Raw genomic sequence first — 22,622 nt, 5'->3', positions numbered from 1 at the left:
AAAAATGATTCCGTATGGTAAACAGAATATATCGCAAGCAGACATTGATGCTGTTGTTGAAGTACTTCAGTCAGATTTTCTAACACAAGGGCCGAAGGTTCCGTTGTTTGAAAAAAGCTTAATGGACTATTGCCAGGTTGAACACGCGTTGGCAGTCAATAGTGCAACGTCTGCATTGCATATTGCCTGTTTGGCACTGGGGTTAGGTAAAGGCGATGTCTTGTGGACATCTCCTATCACTTTTGTTGCTTCAGCTAACTGTGGGCTCTATTGCGGCGCGCAGGTAGATTTTGTAGATATCGACACTGCTACCTATAATTTATGTCCTGTAAAGCTCGAAGCAAAATTAGTCAACGCTAAAAAAGACGGCACTCTTCCCAAAGTTGTTATTCCTGTACATTTAGCGGGCCAGTGTTGTGACATGCAGCGTATTCATGCGCTTAGCGTAGAATATGGCTTCTTTATCATTGAAGATGCGTCACATGCCATTGGTGCTAAGTATCTTGGTCAGCCTGTGGGTGGCTGCCAGTACTCAGATATCACCGTTTTTAGTTTTCATCCCGTTAAAATTATTACCACGGCTGAAGGGGGCGTAGCAACCACTAACTCTGCAGAGTTGGCCAGCAAAATGGATTTGTACCGGTCGCACGGTATTACCCGTAATCCTGAGCTCATGAAACAGGCGGCGGCCAGTGGTTGGTATTACGAGCAAATTTGTCTCGGTTTTAATTATCGCATGACCGAAATGCAGGCAGCGCTCGGTGTGAGTCAAATGACCCGCTTGGATGAATTTGTAGCTAAACGCCAAGTATTAGCCAAACGCTATCACGAGCTGTTAGCGTCGCTGCCGTTAACCGTACCTTATCAGTCACCTGATAGTTATTCCGCGCTGCACCTTTATCCGATACAAATCGATTTTACGGCGTTGGGGAAAACTCATGAAGGTGTTTTTTCAGCGTTAAGAGATAAAGGTATTGGTGTTAATTTGCATTATATTCCTGTTCATCGGCAGCCTTATTACGCAGAGCTTGGCTTTACATCGGGCGATTTTCCTTTATCTGAAGCCTATTATGATGAAGCGATTAGTATTCCGATTTACTTTGATATGACATTTGAGCAACAGGATGAAGTCGTCGAGGCATTGAGGCTGGTGCTGCAATGAAAGTGTGTATCATCCCGGCGCGCGGAGGAAGTAAACGAATACCCCGTAAAAATATAAAGCACTTTGATGGTAAACCCATTATTGCTTACTCGATTGAAGCGGCGCTTCAATCGGGCTGCTTTGATAAAGTAATGGTATCGACGGATGATCATGAAATAGCCGATGTAGCACGGCAATACGGTGCCGATGTTCCTTTTATTCGCCCAGCGGATTTATCAAATGATCATGCCGGGACCATTCCGGTTATCTGTCACGCGATCAACTGGTGCGAAGAACAAGGTATCCGTGTCACTGATGTGTGTTGTGTGTATGCAACAGCACCGTTTGTGACGGGCAAACGTTTGGCGGATGCCTATGAATTACTGTGTTCAGCAGGGTCTGAGTATTGCTTTAGTGTGACCGAATACGTTTTTCCAATTCAGCGGGCTGTTTCTATCACGCCTCAAAACCGTTTGGCTATGTTTGAGCCCGATAAGTTTACCATGCGGTCACAGGATCTTGAGCCTGCTTATCATGATGCAGGTCAGTTTTATTGGGGTAAAGCATCGGCCTTCTTGAGTAATGTGCCTCTCTTTTCAGAACATGCGACGCCTTATGTGTTGCCTCATTACTTGGTCCAGGATATTGATACTCCGGATGACTGGATACGTGCTGAATTCATGCATAAAGTGTTAAAGGCTGAGAATAAATGCTAGCTGTGTTTCGTGCGGATGCATCATTCGAGATAGGTACGGGTCACGTGATGCGCTGTATCACAGTAGCAAAAGCCTTGCAGTCACAAAATTATGAAATTCTTTTTTTATGCCGTAATCACCCCGGTAATTTGATAAGCGATATCATGTCACAAGGCTTTGAAGTGGCTGGTTTAGGTGGAAGCGCCACCGGTATCGCTAATGTTGGGCGCCTGGCGCATGCTGCCTGGTTGGGCGTTTCACAGTCTGACGATGCCCGTCAATCTATGCAAGTGATTGAAGACTGGTTAGCGGTTAAGCAAGCAGACAAAGTTGATTTACTGGTGGTTGATCACTATGCGCTAGATCAGGAGTGGGAAAAAAAAGTTAAAACGCTCTGTGCAAAGAGCTTAGTAATTGATGACCTCGCTGACCGACAACATGATTGCGATATGTTGCTTGATCAGTCCTTTATGCGACAGCCCGAGTCATACCTTAATAAGGTGCCTGCAGAAACGCTGCTACTGTTGGGGACAGACTATGGGTTACTTCGTCCTGAATTTGCTGCGATGCGCCCAACCAGTTTATTACGCAGACAAACTCCCACCCTTAAAAATATTTTAATCAGCATGGGCGGCGTGGATAAAAATAATTTTACGCGCGAGATTATCCAGCAGTTGTCTGATGTGGAGGGGAGTCAACACTTCGCTATCACCGTCGTATTGGGCGCTTCTTCACCCTGGCATGATGATATTAGTCGTTGTGTTGCACAATCACGTTTGAATATACAAGTATTAGCGAATGTCTCGAATATGGCACATTTGTTGACTAACTGTGATGTGGCGTTGGGCGCTGCTGGTGCTTCTACCTGGGAGCGTTGTACTTTAGGTGTACCTACCCTCATGTTTGTTTTAGCCAGTAACCAGTTATTTATCGCTGAACAGTTAGTGAAGAGTAAAGCGGTTATTTTAGCCAATCCGCCGGATGAATCGTTTAGTATAAAAGCGCTGATGGCATTGCTAACGCCCGAGAAACTGATCTCTTTAAGTCGTAACGCCGCCCTGATTTCGGATGGATCTGGTGTGGCGCGCGTTATCAGTCAGATAGAAAAGGCCTTGTCATGAAACTGCGGTCATTATCCGAAAAAGACTTAGAATTAGTGTTGTCGTGGCGAAATCATAGCGATGTTAAAAAATGGATGTTTTCACTAGACAACATTACGTTAGAAAATCATAAACGTTGGTTTATATCGTGTCAGGATAATCCGGCCAAAAAACTGTACGTTTTAGATACGGGAAAAGACATTTGTGGCTTCATTCAGTTTGATCTAAGCGGTGACCCAGAAAATCCGAACATAGAGTGGGGTTTTTACCGTGCACCTGATTCTCCAGCGGGTAGTGGCACATTATTACTCAAACTGGCACTGCAGAAAGCATTTGTCGAACTCAATGCTAATAAGGTCATTGGTAAAGTGCTGTCCTATAATCTGGCCTCACGGCATGTTCATGAGAAATTAGGTTTTGAGCAAGAAGGCTTATTAAAACGTCATCATTTTTTGCTCAATGATTATTATGATGTCTACTGCTACGGCTTAACGAAGCAGCATTGGAAAAAGGGTTAGAAATGGTTTTTGAAATTGCAAATAGGAAAATAGGCCTTGGCCATGCGCCTTATGTCATTGCTGAAATGTCCGCGAACCATAATGGCGATATAGAAAACGCCTATAAAATCATCAAAATGGCCAAAGAGCGCGGTGCTGATGCGGTTAAGTTGCAAACATATCGCCCTGACACCATAACCCTGAAGAGTAACAATCCCGACTTTATGATCAAGGGTGGTTTATGGGATGGCCAATCATTGTATGAACTGTATGAAAGTGCCTATATGCCATGGGAGTGGCACAAACCGCTGTTTGAGTACGCGCGTGAAGTAGGTATTACCATATTTAGTTCGCCTTTTGATTTTACCGCTGTCGATCTGCTTGAAGAGTTAGGTGCGCCTGCCTACAAGATTGCATCGTTTGAAGCGATCGATTTGCCGCTGATTAAATATGTGGCGGCTACGGGCAAACCCATGATTATCTCAACCGGTATGGCGGATGCTGAAGAGATCGCTGATGCGATACAGGCCGCGCGGGATGGTGGTTGTAAGGAACTGGCTATATTGCATTGTGTGAGCGGTTATCCCGCACCCGCTAAAGACTACAATCTTAAAACCATTATAGATATGCAGGAACGTTTTGGTTTAGTAACAGGCCTTTCAGACCACACGCTTGATAACACAACGGCGATTGCCTCAGTGGTATTGGGCGCATCCATTATCGAAAAGCATGTAACGTTAGACCGCAAGGGTGGTGGGGCTGACGATAGCTTTTCGCTTGAAGCCGATGGTTTAGAAGAGTTGTGCAAAGGTGCAAAAACGGCATGGCAGGCGTTGGGTGAAGTGAACTATGGACGTAAATCGAGTGAAGTGGGTAATGCTCAATTTAGACGCTCTTTGTATTTTGTAAAAGATATCAAAAAAGGTGAGACCATCACACCTGAGCATGTGAAAAGTGTACGTCCTGGCTTCGGGCTGCCGCCTAAAGAGCTATGTAACGTAATTGGGAAGGTAGCGACAGCAGATATTACATTCGCGACTCCTGTTAAAATAGGTGATTTTCGATAATTGCCACATTGATTTAGGGGAAATAAATTCTTGGTTTTTAAATACAAAAATGAATTTCCCTGATTAATTAAAATTAATAGTTTTAACACTGGCCTGTCACGGTTCCAAATGGCGTTGAAAACAAGGTATGTTTTCTTCACTTATTCAGAGTGAGATATTTTTTTTGTATCGTTCAGGTAGGTATTTTTAATTCTTTAATGGGCTATCTATGCAGCATATTATTGATGAAGTTTTGCTATTGACGCGTCAAGCAGGCAAGGCAGTAATGGCAATATATAAGAAGGATTTTGCTGTTTATGCAAAATCGGATGCTAGCCCAATAACCGAAGCCGACTTGGCCGCCCATCATATTATTGTTGATGGACTTGGCTCATTGACGCCTGATATTCCCGTATTATCTGAAGAATCAGATTATGCCGTTCAATCACAACGCTTGAATTGGAGTGAGTACTGGCTGGTTGATCCGTTAGATGGTACGAAAGAGTTCATCAAAAAAAATGGTGAGTTTACGGTCAACATCGCATTGATTCGTGATGGCGCTCCTGTTTTTGGTGTGGTGTATGCGCCCGTAACCGATGTGATATATTGGGGCGAAGTGGGCGAAGGTGCTATGAAGCAAACTGGCTCTGCACTGCCTGTTTCTATTCAGGTTGCTACGCTGCCAGTAACAGAAAAGGGCTGGCGTGTTGTCGGTAGCCGCTCACATCAGACAGAACGCTTTGCGCAGTTTATGCAATGTCTGCCCGAAGCCGAGATCATGCCCGTGGGTAGCTCGCTCAAGTTATGTTTAATTGCAGAAGGCGCTGCTGATCTTTATCCTCGCTTTTCGCCAACCAGTGAGTGGGATATTGCTGCAGGACAGGCTGTTTTAGTCGCTGCCGGAGGAGAAGTTTTAGCGTTGCCATCTTTAAAAGCACTTACCTACAATACCCGCCCGGAAACATTGATCAACCCTGATTTTGTAGCTTGTGCTGCGCTGAGTCATCACTGGCGTGATGAGATTCTTGATTCAATGAAGGGTAAAGACTCTTTTGGAAAATAAATCTGGTTTGGAAAATAAACGTGCTTTGAAAAACAAGTCCGGTTTGGGAAGTCAGCGTGACTTGGGGAATAAGTGTGATAACTGGATCGCTATTGGCTTTTCCTCCTGGAAGAAGAAGTTCATTCCGGATTTTTTAGGTGCTGATGCTCAGATAAAATTTTTGTCTGCCAAACGATTGTTCGCCGCTAGAAAACGCTTGTCTTCAGAAAACGTCATTGTCTGGTCCAGTCGTCTTACTCCTGAGCTTGAAAGTTTTTGTGCAGAGCTTAATTTGCCATTGTGGCAAATGGAGGATGGGTTCGTGCGTTCGGTTGGTTTGGGTGTCGATTTGGTTCGTCCGATATCTTTGGTTCTTGATGCTACAGGTATTTATTATGATGCGTCTAAACCCTCTGATTTAGAAACGATATTGAATACGCATGAATTTGACTCAGCCTACATTGAAAGGGCTGAAACTGTCATGCAGATGTTAATTGCCGGAAAGATTTCAAAATATAACGTTGGCAATACTTCTGTTTTAGATCTGCCAACAGATAAACGCATCCTACTGGTACCCGGGCAAATTGAGACAGATGCCTCTATCTTAAAAGGTTCTCCTGATATTCAAACTAATGCGGCTTTGTTAGCGGCTGTGCGGCAGAGTAATCCAGACGCTTTTATTATTTATAAACCTCATCCTGATATTGTCGCGGGTGGTCGGGATGATTCTAGCTTGTATACGTCGCAACCTTTATATGATCTTGAAGTGATCGACTCTTCCATTGCTAATTTATTCGATCAGATAGATGAGTTGCATACCATGACATCCTTGGCTGGTTTTGAAGCGCTATTACGAGGGGTTGATGTCGTCACCTATGGGCTACCTTTTTATGCGGGCTGGGGGGTAACCAAGGACCGCTTATTGTGTGAACGGCGCACACGGCAACTGAGTATTGAGGCCTTAGTTGCTGGCACGCTGCTACTTTATCCTGTTTATATCGACCCACTGACAAGAAAGCCGATCAGCTGTGAGGAGGCGCTTGAGTGGATCGCCAGTAATATTGATCAGCCCGTCGGCCCCAGTTGGTTAACTCAGTCAGGTCGTTTTTTTAAACGAGCTTTGCGTATGAAACAAGGCTAGCCTGAATGAAACGTGTGGGCGCTTTTTCTATCGGTATTGCCAGTATCTTACATCTTGATAAAGTTCTCGATGCTGAGCTGGTCTATTTGCCGCCAGCAATGCGTAAGCGTGTTAAGTGTGATGCGATCGCAGGTTGGGGGATGAAGCCTTCGGCGGCGGCTGCCCGGCAGTTTGCTAAAAAACATGATTTGCCCTATATCGCGCTTGAAGATGGTTTTTTACGTTCGCTGGGATTGGGCGTACATGGGCATCTTGAACACAGCTTTATTGCCGACTCTGTCGGGATTTATTATGACGCTTCGCGGCCTTCAGCTTTAGAAGAATTAATCCTGGCTTCATCTCAACTCGATGCTATTGCCTTAGAGCAATCACGACAGGCTATTCAGCGATTAGGTCAGCATCGTTTGAGTAAATATAATGCCGCACCAGATTATCCCGTGTCGCGCCTGCAGACGGGTGCTGCTGTATTGGTGGTGGATCAAACCTACGGCGATATTTCTGTTCAGCTTGGCCAGGGCTCACCTGAAACCTTTGTAAAAATGCTGGAAACGGCCGTTGATAATCATCCGGATGCAGAGATATTAGTTAAAGTCCATCCGGATGTGCTCGCAGGAAAGAAGAAAGGTTATCTTTTAGAGTGCGCGCAGCGGATGAACTGCACGCTTATTGCTGAGGATGTTAATCCCTGGGCTTTTTTTGATGCGGTTTCTGATGTGTATGTCGTGACCAGTCATATGGGGTTTGAGGCACTCGTGGCGGGCAAAAAAGTACATTGTTTTGGCATGCCCTATTATGCAGGGTGGGGGTTAACACAAGACTATCAAACCTGTGAAAGGCGCAGCCAGCCGCGTTCATTGGAACAAGTATTTTATGCTGTTTATGTTCAATATTGCCGCTATCTAAATCCTTACACAGGGCAGCCTTGTCAGTTGGAAGATACGATTGAGCTGTTGGCTCTGCAAAAACGTCATTTGGAAAAGTATCGCGGGCATTGGGTTGCCCTTAATATAGGCGCTTCTGAGCGTAAAATGTTGAAACGCGTGTTGGGTTTTGGCGCAACGCTTGAATTCAGAAAGCGAGCTCAAAATCTATCAGATGATTCATCGCCAGACAGCCAGGTCGAGCGAGGTTATATTCTTAAAAATATCGCTTCTACCGATTTAAAAGTTAATGAAGTTGTATTGGCCGCCAGTGATAATAAAACAGAGCTAACGGTACAACAAGGCTCGCTTCAATTGAAAGGGCTGGGGAGTGGTTTGTTATATCCATTATCAATTGAGATCCATGAGAGGATGCCCGGTCAGGTAAATGTCGACTCTATTTATATCGATCCGGAAAGTGGCAATATTATTGATGTTGAAACAGCGACTCAGTTACGTAAACAGTGCTTACCTTACTTCGCGGGTGTGAGCATGTGGTCACGCTGTAAGCGTCTTACACGTTATCTTTATCTCATTTTATGAAATGGGTTTGCGCAATCACCTGTTTTATAAGAACGGCATTGATAGGCACTGTATTAATTAGCATAGGATTAATAGGAACCGTATGAGAATTGTGATCACCGGTGCAACGGGTTCTATCGGCGGGGCGTTGGCGCGCGCTTATGCAAAAGACGGGCACTCTTTGATTTTACAGGGGCGTAAAGCCGATCAACTCTCTGCGTTAAGCAATGAGTGCACGTCACTGGGTGGTACGGTGTCGCTGGCAAGTTTTGATCTGGCTGATCTTGAACAGACACGCCGCTGGTGTGATGAACTGCTGCTTGATGGCGCTCCCGATCTGGTATTTGCCAATGCGGGGATGAATATTAATACCGGTGCCGATCAATCGGGCGAGCAATGGCAACAGATGGATGCGCTACTGGATTTGAATGTTAAATCGACCTTGCTGCTGGTACATCACATGGCTCTGGCCATGAAAAATCAAGGTTCAGGGCAACTGGTGATAATGAGCTCACTGGCTGCTTATTATGGCTTGCCGGTCACACCCACTTACAGTGCCAGTAAGGCCGCACTTAAAGCCTATGCAGAAGGTATTCGGGGGTGGTTAGCGCCGCATAACGTTGGTGTGACGGTGGTGATGCCGGGTTATGTCTCATCGCAGATGTGCCATGAGATGCCTGGCCCTAAACCGTTTATGTGGCCACCCGAGAAGGCGGCGCGGATCATCAAACAGGGGGTGGCTAAAAACCGCGCCCGTATCAGTTTCCCTTTTCCTCTTAATTTCGGTTGTTGGTGGCTGGCGGTTTTACCGGCGGCGATCTCGCAGCGCATTGTTAAATGGTTAGACTATGGTGGATAAGGGCATGGCGGCTAAGAATATGCTGGATAAGGACATGGCGGATAAATACATGGTTTATAAGTTAATGGTTTATAAGTTAATGGTTTATAAGTTAATGGTGGGTAAGTAAATGCCGGTTGAGAACCTGGTGGCAGAATTGCTATGGCCTTTATTACTTTTCCCTATTTTAACAGGGCTGATCGTTACGTTCGCGATGGAGTTTCTGTTGCAACCTACCGTCGTTTGCTTTTGGCGGCGCCCGTTTAATACCTTTTGTTTGCATCTGGGTAGTTTTCTTCTGCTTTATTGTGCAGCGCTGTTGTTGTGCTGGCGTCCCTGGTTTGCGTTATCGATTGTGTTGTCATTTCAGCTTTTATTAGTGTTGGTTAACAATGCTAAATATCATTCAATGCGCGAGCCGTTTCTTATTTATGATTTTGAGTACTTCACGGATGCTATTAAGCACCCGCGTTTGTATCTGCCGTTTTTTGGTATCTATAAAGCTATTCTGGCGGCTATCGGATTTGTCGCTGTGATCGTGTTGGCGATGATTATTGAGCCTTCCTTATTGAATTCAGCTGGCGCTTTCCATTGGCTCACTATGGTTACAGGGTTAATGATTATTGCGTCTGCATTGCTGTGGATAGGAGTCCGTCTTAACCGAACGCCGATGACGTTACAGCCTGAAGATGATTTTGTGAAGGTCGGGCTTGTTTCGTTTTTGTGGCTCTATGGGATCGAGCACATCAGGCATCAACCGATACATCGTTCGGTTAACTGGGAAGATAATTTTAAGAGTGAAGCAGAGCCGCATCGCCTCGCCAATGTGGTGGTTGTGCAGAGTGAATCTTTTTTTGACGCCCGTAAGGACTACGATCTGCTGAATGCAGATGTGCTGTCGCAGTATGATGATATTTGCTCTGAGTCTGCCCAATTCGGCCGTTTATCGGTGCCGGCATGGGGGGCCAATACGATCAGAACTGAAAGTGCTTTTTTGACCGGCCTTGAAGCCAGCCATTTTGGTGTTCATCAGTTTAGTCCGTATCGTTATTTTATGAAAAATGAACAGTACACCCTAGCGCATCTGCTAAAAGAGAAGGGCTACCGTACTGTGTGTATTCATCCGTATCAGGCGAGTTTTTATATGCGGGATATGTTGTATCCGCGGTTAGGTTTTGATCATTTTATTGATATTAACGCGTTTTCTGATTCACAGAAGCAAGGCCAGTATATCGGCGATATCGCGGTGGCAGAAAAGGTTGGCGAGTTGCTTGGGGAAAGCCAACAGCCCTTGTTTATATTCGTGATTACGATGGAGAATCACGGCCCACTGCATTTAGAAAAGCCCGATTCTGTTGATCAGCAGTTATTCTATAAAGATAAAAAGCAACCTGAGGGCTGTGATGATCTGACGGTGTATACGCGACATCTGAGTAATGCTGATCAGATGGCGTCGATGTTGCGCCAGCAGTTGCAAGCTGATTTACGAGAAGGGGTGTTGTGTTGGTATGGCGATCATGTGCCTATTATGGCTGATGTTTATCGCCGCTTAGGTGAACCGAGTGGCCTGACCGATTACTTTGTCTGGACGACGACATCGGAGAATCAGCAGAAACCACTTGCAGAGAACATCGCTATCAAGGTTTCAGGTCTGGTGCCATTAGTTACGCAGCAGTTAAGCCGTTTGGCTTCTTTGTAATGCATCCGGCGTATGCTGCTGTAATAGTTGTGTCAGTGGGCAGACGGGCATTTTCAGCCGCTTCATGGCTTCATCAATGCCTATTTTTATACCCGCAGCGCTGTAAAATCCACCATTGATCTGGGTCGTATGAATCACGGTATTACGAAATAGCCGGAACAGTTTCCCATCTGGTTTTTCTGTATCCAGCCAAAACTGGTCCAGTGGACATTGTGCCGTTAGCCCGGGGAGATTGAAAATAGGATCTGACAGAGTCAGGGTTCTGCAACTGTGGATTAATGCAGAGCTACCGACGGTACTGTTGACAGTGATAAGCCCTTCACAATGATTCAGCAGCGTGGGCAGGTGACCACTTTCCAGATATATCGTCCTTCCCTGAATGCCCAGCTCCTTTTCTAAGTCTGAGATGATTTTTCTGAAATCGGTAAATCCGGTATCCAATGGATGGTTTTTTATCAGCAATATCGACTCTTGCGGTGCAAAGTGCGCAAATGAGCGCATCACCTCTTCTATAACGGCTGCCATATTGCCGTAAGCTGAATGGCGTTGGATCTGACTATCGCTGTCTAGCTGCAAGGGCAGAATGTAGAAGCGCTGCTCGCTGCAAAGCAGCCTGTTGATATGTTTTTTATCTTTGTGTTCGTAAAAGGGCATCTTGGCAAATCGATATCCCCAGCCTGCCAGCTCAATACCCGAAATGTGCGGACGGTGTGTACGATAGCCTGAATAGAAAATGGGATTGAGTAGGTTGGGCAGATGGTAGCCTATCTCATGAGCCGCCAGCATAAAGGTTGGATTGTTGACGTTTTGGCCATCCTGATAAGCAGGAATGTTTTTGCCTACTTCGCTATACCAGCCTGGGTCTTTTGGCAGACGCGAGTGCCCATTGATGCCATATTCTTCCATTGTCAGCCAGTTTGGCCGAAAGTATCCCTCTTCAAAGATATGCAGACGGATACCATATTGTTTTGACAGCGCAATGGCGGGTGCGTTTACCGGTCGGGTATCGCCCAGCATAATGATATCGGTAATGGCATGAGTGCTGAGTTTATCTTCCAGGTATTCCGGAAACTGCGCAGCATCTGCACGAAAGTTCCAGGCAGGTTTGTTTGTCCAGTAGACATAATCTCCGGCATTGAAATTTATCCGCAGGACCTTGCCATCCTGTGAGATGATTTTATCAGCAAGACGAGAGAAAAAAGGACTCGTCGGGCCTTGAAGAAAGAGGAAGGTCCGTTGTTTCAATGCAGAATTCAGCCTGGTCAAAAAGTATTAAAGAAGCGTTTTGAGTGTGTTTAGCGTCAATTTGATCTGTTCTTCTGTATGTTCAGAGGACAGGAAAAAGCGCAGCCTGGCACTTCTTTCCGGAACCGCCGGATAGAGTATCGGCTGCACATTAATGCCTTTTTCCAGTAATGCGGCAGAGGCGTTGGCTGCTTTTACCGAGCTGCCCAGGATAATCGGAATAACCGCCATGCCGACGCTGTCGCCGGTGTTAAACCCCATCGCTTTCGCTTGTCTGATAAAGCTTTGAGAGATGCTTTTAAGCTTTTGAATTCGTTGTGGTTCTTTCTGAATGATCTGCAGTGATGCCAGCGCGGCGGCGGCTGTTGGCGCCGGTAAACCAACGCTATAGAGAAAACCCGGTGACAGGTAGCGCAGATTTTCAATCAGAGCGGAACTGCCGGCAATATATCCGCCGCAGCCTGATAATGTTTTGCTTAAAGTGCCCATCCAAATATCGACATCTTGCCCTGCAACATGAGCTTCTTCACGCAGGCCTTTGCCGCTGGCCCCGAGAACACCAAATGAGTGTGCTTCATCGACCATCAGGAAAGCATGATGTTGTTGCTTAATGTCGACTAACCGGGCTAAGTCGGGGTAGTCTCCATCCATACTGTAGAGTCCTTCTACAACAATCAGTACTTGTTCGAATTGATGCCTGTTTTCTGTCAGTATTTTTTCCAGCGCATCCAGATCATTATGAGCAAAGGGTATACGTTTCGCACCTGATAACTGTGAGCCGACAACTGAACTGTTATGAATGTATTCATCGTGAATGATCAGGTCTTTAGGGCCGAAAAGATAACCGATGGTTGAAACGTTGGTAGCATGCCCGCTAACGTAGACCAGGGCATCTTCGACCTCATAGGTGGCGGCAATTGCCGCTTCCAATTCCTGATGGATCGGGCGCTCTCCAGAAACAATTCGGCTGGCGGAGACCGACGTACCGTATTGATGAATAGCATCGATAGCGGCCTGATTAACTTCAGGATGTCCGGACAGGTTCAGGTAGTTATAACTGGCAAAGTTGATGACCTCTTGGTCATCAATGATGCTGGTGGCTCCCGCAACGCCTTGATGAATCTTAAAGAAAGGGCTGGGAACACCTAATGATTTTGCTCCATTTTTTATTATCTGCAGCTGCTTGTAACCAGGGTGCTGATCAAATTGGCAGTGCTTATTAAAAGCACTGCTACTGGTTTGTTGTGGTGTAGGCTTCCAGCCTTCAGACTCAGCTTTCTTTAGCTTTTTCTCCAGCGTTTGCTGAATGAGTTTTTGCTTAAGGCTTTTTGCCAAATTTAAAGATGTCATGCGGGCAGGTCTTCCTTAGCCGTGTGTTGGCTGGTGATGTGTTTGGTCATATCATCACTCTCTTGATGTTCCCCGCGCAGCTGTGCAACCAGGCGCTCACTTAATTTTGACAGTGTCGGGGTTTCACTCAGCGCCATGACGGAGATAGTGACACCTAAGAGTGACTCAATGGCAGACATCAGCTCGACACCCATTAAAGAATCCAGACCCATGTCGTACATCGAGCGGTTAATATCCAGCTTTTCTTCTGAAATCATCAGGATCTGGCTTAGTTTTGATCTTAGCAGATCTAAAATGGTGTCAGTTAGCTCGGCATCACTCATGGCCAGCAGTTCGGTTATCTCTAAGCGGTTGTCGTCTTCGTGATCGCTATCATGGCTGCTTAAAGCGATTTCGCGGAATTTTGCCTGGTCAGAGCTTGGCAGGAAGCGCTTCAAGGGTGCCCAGTCAAACTCAAGCACACCCATATTACCTACATCGTTGATGATCATTTGTTCCAGTGCTTCCAGTGCCAGATCAGATGCAAGGGCATGTCCACCGATACGACTTTGCAGCGCATCTTTGATTTTTTCATTACGGGCAAGGAAACCGACATCGTCTATCGCGCCCCAACGAGGGCAGGTGGCTACTTTTCCTCGTTTTCTGCGGTTAGCTGTTAATGCCTCAAGCCAATGGTTGGCGGCAACATAGCTACTTTGTCCAGGGTTACCCAGCAAGGTTGTGGCGGAGGAGTAAAGCACAAAAAACTCCAGATCGAGATCATCTGTCAGTTCATCCAACCATTTTGCACCGGCTATTTTAGGTGTCAGAACACGATCAATCTGTTCGGCGCTCAAGTTGCTTGCGATGCTGTCTTCTATCACAGCAGCGGCATGTACCACGCCTTTGATCGGTGGCATCTGTTCGCTGGCGAGTGCGAGCAAGCTGGATAATGCATCACGGTTGCTGACATCACAGGCTTGTGCCATTACCGTTACACCTTGCTCTTTAAAGGCGGCCAGTGCTTGTTTTGCTTCATCGGAGTGAGGACCGCTGCGGCTGATAAGTATCAGGTGTGTGGCACCCCGGGATACTAACCATTGCGCTGTTTTTAAGCCAAAACCGCCTAACCCGCCGGTCACCAGATAGCTGGCTTGGTTAGATGAGTCCAGTTTTGATGAGCCCTGTTTTGATGCGCTCTGCCCGGATAAAGAAAGCTGCTGTTTATTCGGCTTCGACTTATTCAGTGTTTTGCTTACCACTTCTTGTTCGTATGAGACGACGATTTTACCAATTTGTTTTGCTTGTTGCATGAAACGGAATGCATCAACAATTTGGTTAGCATCAAAGCGGGTGTAAGGTAGCGGAAACAGTGTTCCATCCTTAAAGAGCTGCATCATCTCCTGGAATAAGCGGTGGGTGAGAACCGGTTTTTCCTGCATCAGCTGATCGGCATCAATACCGAAATAGCTAATGTTGTTACGGAAAGGACGTAAACCTATGTGTGTATTTTCATAGAAATCACGTTTACCCAGCTCCAGAAAGCGGCCAAAAGGTTTCAGTACCCGAAAGTTCTGATTGATCGCTTCGCCTGCCAGTGAGTTGAGCACGACATCAACGCCGCGCTCTTCGGTTACCAGCAAGATCTCTTCGGCGAAGGTCAGAGAACGTGAATCGTAGATATGCTTGACGCCCATCATCCGTAGGAAGTCGCGCTTGCTATCAGAGCCAACGGTTGCATAGATCTCGGCACCCAGCCATTGGGCGATCTGAATAGCGGCGATCCCCACACCTCCGGCAGCACCGTGGATCAGAACTTTTTCTCCTGGCTCCACACGTGCCAGATGGTGCATCGCATAGTAAACGGTAAAGAACGTACTCGGGATAGTTGCCGCGGCTTCAAAGCTTATCCCTTGCGGTATATGCGCAATAGCACTGCTTTGGGTAATAACCGAATTACTGAAACTGGCCGGCCCGAAACCAACGACTAAGTCACCTATGGCGTAATCTTGTACGTCATTGCCGACTTCCGTGACTCTGCCAGCAAACTCAAAGCCAAGTGTTGGTCCTGCGAAGCCATTTTCGATAGCTTCATCGGAGAGTAACCCGAGCGTATACATAATATCGCGGAAGTTAAGTCCGGTGGCTTTCACATCAACCCGAATGTCCGCAGCGGATAACTGTGGTGTGGGTTTTGTGAACCAGTGCAGATTTTTTAACTGACCCGGTAATTCAAATCCCAGATAAAAGTCGTGTTTTGACGTGTCCGCTAAGCGGTTGTCGTCATCACTAATCAGTTTGCCTTTTCTCAGTCGTGGTGCATAACGACGCCCCAGTTGATCAATAAACAGCTCTGCTTCGACGCTAGGGCTAAGGAGCTCCGCCTGAAGCGTTTTTAGAATAGCCTCTGACCCGGCGAGTGAAGCAATATCAATCAGGCGGATTTCAACGTGTGTTGCTTCATTCATCAGAGTGCGGGCGAAGCCCCATAAGGCTGCATCGTCAGCGGTTAGGCGCTCATCAAATTGCGCATTGGGATCGTCGCAAAGATACGTATTGGCTACGCCGTAAGTCACCACCCATAGTGTTACGGGGTTGCTACTTCTTTCGGCGGCATTGAATAGCTTATTTAATGCTTTGCATCTGGCCGTCAGTTCTTCGAAACAGCTTTGTGGCTGCAGTCCTGACAGAAACAGAATGTTGTCATGTTGCTTTTCATCCCATAAGGACTGTAGATCAGACTCGTCTGTTGTCAGCAGTGAACTTGTTGAGCTGCTGTAGCGCTGAGCTGATATTTTTTCTTCAGCAAAGTGTGCTTCTGTGCTGTTCAGCCACTCTGGCGTCGCTTCGTCATGCATAATTAGCCATGACTGCGCTGCTGCTGTGGTTGTGGCTTTTGCTTTACTTGGCGCCTGACCCGCCATGACACTGACGGGCGTATCATTATAACTTTCAATTACCTGCAGGTTTTGTAAGCCGAATTCGGAAAAGATTTCAGTCCATTCTGTCGCGCTGTGTTGCGGACGATTTTGTTCAGGCCACCAGTGTGCAGTGCCCGACATAAGCACATTAATCCAGTCTGCCGGCGTCGGCGCGATCAGCAATACTAAAGCGTTATCGGCCATCACCATGTCGAGGTGTCGCATGAAGATTCCAAGATTATTTTGGCAGGCACCATTCAGGTTAATAATAACGATTTGATGCTGCAGGCAGGTGTCGGCCTCTAAATCCAATAGCTGTTGAGTGTTGAGCAGGGGATAATCTTCCTGCAGGTGTTCTGCTTTTTCAATAGCATCCTGGTTCAGGCTGCAAAAGGTATAGTCATTGCGCGTAAAGTTCAGTTTACTGCAGATTTGTCGCGCAAACTCGGGCGCATCAATAGCCGCTTCAAGAATACGAATGCGTTGGCCTGGATGCTGATTGGTTTGTGCTTCAATCAGTGAGGATAACTGTTCGCTAATATGATTTGTAATCAATGAGTTATGGCGTGCTTCTAATAACTGACTATAGGTTTCGATGCCAAAGCCTAACTGTTCTGTTGTCTGCTGCGCATTCAGTAATGACTCAAGGTGCAAGCCAAAACGACCCAGTGTCTGGGTGATGAAAAAATAATCAGGGTAATCACGTGCCATCATTTGCCAGATAACATCAGAGGGTATGATGTCGTCATCGTTTTGCGTTATCACTTGCCAGGCGTTATCTGTGGCTGTGATCATGTCGCGCTCAAGCGCGTAATGGATGATATAAGCAAACAGGTGGGCGGCTTCAGGGTGTGAAAGGCTTAGCTGTTCTTTATAGGCCGATGTTAAGTTGTTTTCTTGTTCAAGCTTGCTGAGCGTCTCATAGACAAAAGCGCTGATCAATGCTTCAAACAGAGGCTCTATTTCCTGCATGTATTGTTGCGATTTGGCCGATGACGCTTCACTCAGTGTTTTGCTAAACAGCGTTGTTATATCCGCCTGTATAACAGGATTGGATGCCCGATCAGGCACTGCTGTAAGCTGATAATCAAGAAAGTCGACACGCTGAGCTGCGCTTTTGTTAACACGCACTGCTCGAAAGCGTGCTTCCTCAAGAGCCGCAATCTGTAAGCCATTTTCATCAAACAAAGAAAAAGAAGCGGTAATTGAATGCGGAGAACGCTTTTGCAAACAGGCTTTGGCGGTATGTAATTTATATTTGCCACTGCGTACAAATATACGGCCAATTTTGGTTGGCACATAGGCAATCCCCTGATGGGTTGCCAACTGATCTTTAAGGAAGTGGATGATCAGCTGGAACGCACAGTCGAGTTGTCCCGGGTGCAGGGTGTATTCAGGGTGTTGCTGTGGCACGAACACGGCCAGTACTTCAGAGGGGCTGACCCAACCATGGCTTATGCTCTGAAAAGCCGGGCCGTAATTCAGGCCTGCTGCCTTGTTTAACGCAAGATGTGTGTCCAGAGTGAAGTCTGCATCGCTATCCGGTAAAGTCGGCGCCTGTTCTGACAGATGTAATTCAGTTGGGGCTTTAAGGTAGCGGCCGCTTGCATTGGGTGTCCAGGTTTCGCCTGTCACATATTCGCGGCTCTTTATGGTTATTTGTCCCGTCTCAGGGTTTAACGTGGTTCGGATTTTTTTACAGCTATTATCATCCAGTAATAGCGGGGTTTTAATCTCAAACTCTTCAAGCTCGATAACCGTTTTTGGCGTGTTTGATTTGCTGGTGGTTAAATGAATAGCAGCAAACATGACTTCGGCGAATCCTGCACCGGGAAACACAATGTTATCGCCTACCGCATGATCTGTCAGCCAGGGATGAGCACCGGTATCGAGTGTGTTTTCCCAGGTGTTGTCGATCTGTTTTACGGGATACCCGAGCAATGGGTGTTGTAAATCGCGGGTTAGCATGCCGCTGGCTTCAGCCGTTGTCTTATGCCAGAAGCGTTCTCTCTGCCAGGGGTAAGCAGGAAGACTCACCGGGGTTCCGGTGACAGGAAACAGTTGTGCTATTTCAGTCGCCTGATTCGGCGATGCTGCCAGAATAACGTTGGCTGATGTTCTCTCTATATTTTTAAGAGAGTCGTTATTTTTAGTGACGGTTGCGAGTACTAAACCTTCATGTCCGGTATTTTTCAACTCATCATTCAGATAACTTTTAAGGACCGGGTGCGCCGCGATTTCGATAAAAGTTGTGATGCCTTGTGAGATAAGTGCATCGATAGCGGGCTGGAACTGTACGGGTTTTCTGATGTTGTCCCACCAGTAGCGTGCATTTAATTCTGTGCCTGAAAGCTCAGCGCCGGTTACCGTTGAAAAGAAGGGAAGGGTGCTGTTACCCGCCTGAATAGAGGCGAGGCTGTCCGTTACTTGGCTTTCAATGCTATCCATAGCAGAGCTATGAAAGGCATAGTTGAGCGGCAAGCGACGGACAAAAGCACCTTGTGCTTTGAGTGCTGCTTCTAACAGTGATAGTTGTTCGGGATCGCCAGCAACCGTGACGCCCCGATAACTATTGATGCCGGCCAGTTCTATACGGTCAAGTTGATGCTCATTTATCAAAGCTAACGTGGTGTCAGCATCTAAACCAACGGCGGTCATTTGCCCGCGTCCCGCTGTCAGCCCCTGATATTTACTGCGATAGTAAATAACATGAATGGCATCAGTGAGTGTCAGTGCGCCACACGCCCAGGCAGCAGCGACTTCGCCGACACTATGGCCCGTGACTACTTTGGGTAAAATATGCTGGGCTTTGAATATCTCTGTTAAGCCTACCTGAAGAGCGAATAAGGCAGGTTGTGCAATTTCTGTTTGCGAGAAACGGTTGCTTCCATTCTTTCCAGCCAGTTCGTCGTGTAGTGAAAAACCAGCCAGTGGTTCGAAAATGGCATCGATTGTTTTAATGGTATCGCGGAAAACAGCTGAAGAGTCCAGTAATGTACGTCCCATGGTTTCCCATTGGCAGCCATTACCTGAATAGACAAATGAGATATCAGATTTCGGTTTGTCCAGATGGATAGCGGGCGTTTCTTCTGTTAGCAATGATTGTAACTTAGCCAGTGCGGTTTCTTTACTATCTGCCCAGATGGCATGTGCAATAGGGTGGCGCTCTTTGCGGAAAAAGTAGTGATAGGCCAGATCATAAAATGTGGTGTCTGTTGATTCCAACAGTAAAATCGTCTGTTTAACGCTACTGTGCAGTGCCTGGATATCACGGCCGCTTATAATTAATGGCAATGAACGATCGTTTTCAAGTAAAGACTCATCAGGTTTGCTTACCGCTAATGGTGGCGGCGTCTGTAAAATAACGTGTGCGTTAGCACCACCAAAACCAAATGAATTGACACCAATCGTCAGTGTGCCGGTTTGCGGTAATGGCATGTTCTGCGTGACAACCCGGATATTCCATTCATCAAAATGGATATTAGGGTTGGGGTTTTTCATGCTGATAGTCGCCGGAACCATACGATGCTGTAATGAATATAGCGCTTTGGCCAGGCCCGCCACCCCTGAGGCCGTTTCCATGTGTCCCACATTACTTTTTACAGAACCAATAGGCAGTGGTGTACTGCGGTGTTTGCCTAGCGCGTTGCTGATGGCGCGGGTTTCGATTGGGTCGCCAACAGCCGTGCCGGTACCGTGTGCTTCAAGATAATCAATCTGATCGGCGGAAACGCCAGCTTTTCTATAAGTAGCTTCCAGTAGGCTTGCCTGAGCATCAGGATTTGGTAGGGTTAGTCCTGATTTGTAGCCATCCGTGTTAACCGCTGAAGCGGCTACGATCGCCAGTACTGTGTCACCATCGCGGATAGCTGCGTCATAATCTTTAATAAAGAAAAGGCCGCCGCCTTCTGATCGAACATAACCATCACCGGCTTCATCAAAAACCTGACATCTGCCTGTAGGTGACAACATCGTCGCCTTGGCAAAAGCGATGAAACCATATGGGTGAAGATGCAGACATATGCCGCCGGTCAGTGCTTGTTGTATTTCACCGGTGCGAATAGCCTGGCATGCCTGATGAAACGCAACCATCGATGAAGAACATGCGGTATCTATAGCTAAACTTGGGCCATGCAGGTCAAATTGATATGAAATACGGTTGGCGGCAATACTGGAAGTGTTACCCGTCGAGATAGAGGAATCGCCAATTGTCAGATCTTCAGCGAAACGATAGGCGTAGTCTGATCCGGAAATGCCGATAAAAACGCCGCAGTCACTGCCTCTTAAGCTTGAGGGAGCCTTTCCTGTGCTTTCGATTGCTTCCCACGCAAGTTCAAGCAGGATTCTTTGTTGAGGGTCGATAAGGGCTGCTTCACGCGGAGAAATACCAAAAAAACCTGCATCAAAGCCGGAGACATCACCGATAGATCCTGCTGCAAATGTGTAACTGGTGCCTGGGTGTTTCTTGTCAGGGTGCTGATACGCATCAAAAGACCAGCGGCCATCTTCTACATGGGTGACCAAATCCTTGTTGTCTAAAAGGTTCTCCCATAAGGTGTTGTCCGGCGAGCCAGGAAACCTAAATGAAGTTCCGATAATAGCAATGCGCTTTTCCATAAATCTCAGCTCGTACTCTATAGTAAAAAAATCTGACACTATTCTACGCAAAATCAGTTATTTATTCAGCCGTTTTTGAGTATGGCCGGAGAGTTTTTTTAAGGCTAAGGCGCTGTGTGACATTGTGTTTCAGCCTATTCTGTCCTTAACTGTTAATATAAGGAATTACTTATGCGCTTTTGCTCTAACGGTTGTAGCCTTGTAAATCGTCTCGCTGTAGGATTGGCGCATATAAGTTTTTCTCCGAGTATTCGAGTGGAAATGGAATAGAACGCAGTGCAGTCATCATTCAAAACGAGTGTTCTCTTGTTCAGCGCGCTGATGGCGTGCTCCAGTAATTTATCAACGGCTTCTGATCAAACCAAACCATTGAGTTGTCGTGCTGATAACAGCATGAGCATTATCGCGTCTGTTGGTTCGGTTGCTAGCATGCGTTTAGGTCAAAATTATGAGTTTGGTGAAGGTGTCAGCCAGGATAATGGCCAGGCTTTTGAGTGGTATTGTAATGCAGCTATGCAAAATAGCCCTGAAGCGCAGCTTAAAATAGCTTTATTTTTATTAGAAGGTAAAGGTAATCAGAGAAATATATCAGCTGGCCTGGCATGGTTAAATCGCGCCGCAAATAATGGCAGTCATGATGCTGAGTTAGCCTTGGGTATTTTGCTGGTGGATACCGATGCCGCCCGCAGTGCTGTTCTGTTTAAACGTGCCGCTGACGGAGGAAATCTTTATGCAAATCATCGTCTTGCAGAGTTATATTACTATGGAATGGGAGTTCCGCAGAATTATCGTAAAGCGCAGGAGTTGTCGGAATCAGGTGTTGCTGCCGGGTTTGAGAAAAGCAAGGAACTGTTGACTCGTATACAGGTAAAACAGGATCCGGGGGTATTTGAACCGATCTCTCAATCAGCTTCTCAATCAACTTCTCAATCAACTTCTCAACCGGCCTATCAGTCGAGCCAACCTGTCGTTGCGGAACGGTCGGTAATCAGCATTGAGTCGCTACCGTCTTTACAGGAAGAAGCGTACCAAGATGCACAAAAAGAAGCACAGATTGAGGCAGAAAAAGAGTTAGAAAAAGAGTTACAAAAAAGCAGTAGTCTATTAGAGCGGTTTTTATCAATCTTACCCTCACTGCCCAATACAGGAGGGGGGAATCCATCCGCCCCTGCGGAGGTGATAGTGACGACATCGCAAGGGGTGGATGTCAATGATCAGTCAGAAGAACTGATATCTTCTCCTGTATCCGTATCCCCGGCTGTTACTCACCAGGCTATGAGTCATCCGGCGGATGTTCAGTCGGTCGTTTCTGACATGAAAGAATCTGACACGAGTGTTTCAGTGTCTACCGTTTCTGTGCCTGACATTGCGGTGATTGAATCTGCGAATCGACTGCCTGGAGTGGATCAGCAAGCGCTTGAAGATCAGTTGGTTGTAGCGGCTGAACAGGAGGCTCAACTGCAGAATGAACAGGCAAATCAACAACAGGCGGCAGCATCACAGCGGGCATCTGAAAAGGCCAAACTGGCTTCAACCAGTCAAAGCGCAGGGGCGCATAATTATGCACGTGATGCCGGCTGGATCAATAAGCAGCCGGAAATGCGATATACCATACAGTTAGTACAATCAACACACCTGGACGGGATTTTTAAATATATAAAGAGCCACAATCTTGATCATGATGCCTACTATATTCATGCACTGAAGGATGGTGAGTCTCGTTACATCCTGCTTTACGGTAAGTACCCTAATAACCGGACTAGTAAACAGGTGGCTAAAACGTTACCCGACGCCGTGCAGAAAGCCGGTTACTGGATCCGGACTTTTGGTGATTTACGCCGTAGCTATGATATTAGTCCCTGATTTTCG

14 protein-coding genes are annotated in these 22,622 nt (G+C 46.6%); 11 read left to right on the top strand and 3 right to left on the bottom strand.

Going from position 1 to position 22,622, the window contains the following annotated elements; translation table 11 throughout:
• Positions 1–4: 4 nt before the first annotated feature.
• From pseC to BM099_RS07340, 10 genes are all read left to right on the top strand, one after another.
• Positions 5–1,162, top strand: coding sequence for a UDP-4-amino-4,6-dideoxy-N-acetyl-beta-L-altrosamine transaminase (gene pseC / locus BM099_RS07385; protein ID WP_090726306.1), 1,158 nt, complete (start codon positions 5–7; stop codon positions 1,160–1,162).
• On the top strand, positions 1,159–1,857 hold the full coding sequence (gene pseF, locus BM099_RS07380) for a pseudaminic acid cytidylyltransferase (protein WP_090726304.1): 699 nt from the start codon (positions 1,159–1,161) through the stop codon (positions 1,855–1,857). The genes pseC and pseF overlap by 4 nt, the downstream gene beginning before the upstream one ends.
• Positions 1,851–2,957 (top strand): UDP-2,4-diacetamido-2,4,6-trideoxy-beta-L-altropyranose hydrolase, encoded by a 1,107-nt coding sequence (gene pseG / locus BM099_RS07375; RefSeq protein ID WP_090726302.1) that lies wholly within the window; start codon positions 1,851–1,853, stop codon positions 2,955–2,957. The genes pseF and pseG overlap by 7 nt, the downstream gene beginning before the upstream one ends.
• A complete protein-coding gene (gene pseH, locus BM099_RS07370; protein WP_090726300.1) occupies positions 2,954–3,454 on the top strand; it encodes a UDP-4-amino-4,6-dideoxy-N-acetyl-beta-L-altrosamine N-acetyltransferase in 501 nt (166 codons plus the stop codon). The genes pseG and pseH overlap by 4 nt, the downstream gene beginning before the upstream one ends.
• A 2-nt stretch (positions 3,455–3,456) precedes the next feature.
• A complete protein-coding gene (gene pseI, locus BM099_RS07365; protein ID WP_090726298.1) occupies positions 3,457–4,500 on the top strand; it encodes a pseudaminic acid synthase in 1,044 nt (347 codons plus the stop codon).
• Positions 4,501–4,708: 208 nt separating this feature from the next.
• Complete coding sequence (gene cysQ / locus BM099_RS07360) at positions 4,709–5,542, top strand: 3'(2'),5'-bisphosphate nucleotidase CysQ (protein WP_090726296.1); 834 nt, start codon at positions 4,709–4,711, stop codon at positions 5,540–5,542.
• Positions 5,532–6,662 carry a capsular polysaccharide export protein, LipB/KpsS family gene (locus BM099_RS07355; RefSeq protein ID WP_090726292.1) on the top strand — a complete coding sequence of 377 codons (1,131 nt, stop codon included), beginning with the start codon at positions 5,532–5,534 and terminating at the stop codon, positions 6,660–6,662. The genes cysQ and BM099_RS07355 overlap by 11 nt, the downstream gene beginning before the upstream one ends.
• Before the next feature lie 5 nt (positions 6,663–6,667).
• Positions 6,668–8,125, top strand: coding sequence for a capsular polysaccharide export protein, LipB/KpsS family (locus BM099_RS07350; protein WP_090726290.1), 1,458 nt, complete (start codon positions 6,668–6,670; stop codon positions 8,123–8,125).
• 82 nt (positions 8,126–8,207) lie between these two features.
• Positions 8,208–8,963, top strand: a complete 756-nt coding sequence (locus BM099_RS07345; RefSeq protein WP_090726288.1) for an SDR family NAD(P)-dependent oxidoreductase — start codon at positions 8,208–8,210, stop codon at positions 8,961–8,963.
• A 109-nt stretch (positions 8,964–9,072) separates the two neighbouring features.
• Positions 9,073–10,641 (top strand): LTA synthase family protein, encoded by a 1,569-nt coding sequence (locus tag BM099_RS07340; protein WP_090726287.1) that lies wholly within the window; start codon positions 9,073–9,075, stop codon positions 10,639–10,641.
• Here the strand turns inward: BM099_RS07340 and BM099_RS07335 are convergent.
• Genes BM099_RS07335 through BM099_RS07325 form a run of 3 tightly spaced genes read right to left on the bottom strand, consistent with a single transcriptional unit; the run spans position 10,618 to position 20,753 of the window.
• A complete protein-coding gene (locus BM099_RS07335; protein ID WP_090726285.1) occupies positions 10,618–11,886 on the bottom strand; it encodes a capsule biosynthesis protein in 1,269 nt (422 codons plus the stop codon). The two genes, BM099_RS07340 and BM099_RS07335, sit on opposite strands and share 24 nt — an antisense overlap.
• A 27-nt stretch (positions 11,887–11,913) precedes the next feature.
• Entirely contained in the window at positions 11,914–13,236 is a 1,323-nt protein-coding gene (locus tag BM099_RS07330) for an aminotransferase class I/II-fold pyridoxal phosphate-dependent enzyme (protein WP_090726283.1), read from the bottom strand.
• Positions 13,233–20,753 carry a type I polyketide synthase gene (locus BM099_RS07325; protein WP_090726281.1) on the bottom strand — a complete coding sequence of 2,507 codons (7,521 nt, stop codon included), beginning with the start codon at positions 20,751–20,753 and terminating at the stop codon, positions 13,233–13,235. Before BM099_RS07325 ends, BM099_RS07330 begins: the two co-directional genes overlap by 4 nt.
• A gap of 276 nt (positions 20,754–21,029) precedes the next feature.
• Here BM099_RS07325 and BM099_RS07320 point away from each other — a divergent pair, with 276 nt between their 5' ends.
• Entirely contained in the window at positions 21,030–22,616 is a 1,587-nt protein-coding gene (locus BM099_RS07320) for an SEL1-like repeat protein (protein WP_090726279.1), read from the top strand.
• Positions 22,617–22,622 lie beyond the last annotated feature (6 nt).

Origin of the sequence: Neptunomonas qingdaonensis (assembly GCF_900113275.1) — a bacterium.
Classification (GTDB): Bacteria; Pseudomonadota; Gammaproteobacteria; order Pseudomonadales; family Balneatricaceae; genus Neptunomonas; species Neptunomonas qingdaonensis.
The sequence above is the reverse complement of the archived record's forward strand: the minus strand, read 5'-3'. Positions and strand labels throughout refer to the sequence as shown.

Bases quoted from the DNA above. Each gene is read 5' to 3' on its own strand.
- pseC (WP_090726306.1), top strand. From the start codon at position 5: ATGATTCCGTATGGTAAACAGAATATATCGCAAGCAGACATTGATGCT.
- pseF (WP_090726304.1), top strand. From the start codon at position 1,159: ATGAAAGTGTGTATCATCCCGGCGCGCGGAGGAAGTAAACGAATACCC.
- pseG (WP_090726302.1), top strand. From the start codon at position 1,851: ATGCTAGCTGTGTTTCGTGCGGATGCATCATTCGAGATAGGTACGGGT.
- pseH (WP_090726300.1), top strand. From the start codon at position 2,954: ATGAAACTGCGGTCATTATCCGAAAAAGACTTAGAATTAGTGTTGTCG.
- pseI (WP_090726298.1), top strand. From the start codon at position 3,457: ATGGTTTTTGAAATTGCAAATAGGAAAATAGGCCTTGGCCATGCGCCT.
- cysQ (WP_090726296.1), top strand. From the start codon at position 4,709: ATGCAGCATATTATTGATGAAGTTTTGCTATTGACGCGTCAAGCAGGC.
- BM099_RS07350 (WP_090726290.1), top strand. From the start codon at position 6,668: ATGAAACGTGTGGGCGCTTTTTCTATCGGTATTGCCAGTATCTTACAT.
- BM099_RS07345 (WP_090726288.1), top strand. From the start codon at position 8,208: ATGAGAATTGTGATCACCGGTGCAACGGGTTCTATCGGCGGGGCGTTG.
- BM099_RS07340 (WP_090726287.1), top strand. From the start codon at position 9,073: ATGCCGGTTGAGAACCTGGTGGCAGAATTGCTATGGCCTTTATTACTT.
- BM099_RS07330 (WP_090726283.1), bottom strand. From the start codon at position 13,236: ATGACATCTTTAAATTTGGCAAAAAGCCTTAAGCAAAAACTCATTCAG.
- BM099_RS07325 (WP_090726281.1), bottom strand. From the start codon at position 20,753: ATGGAAAAGCGCATTGCTATTATCGGAACTTCATTTAGGTTTCCTGGC.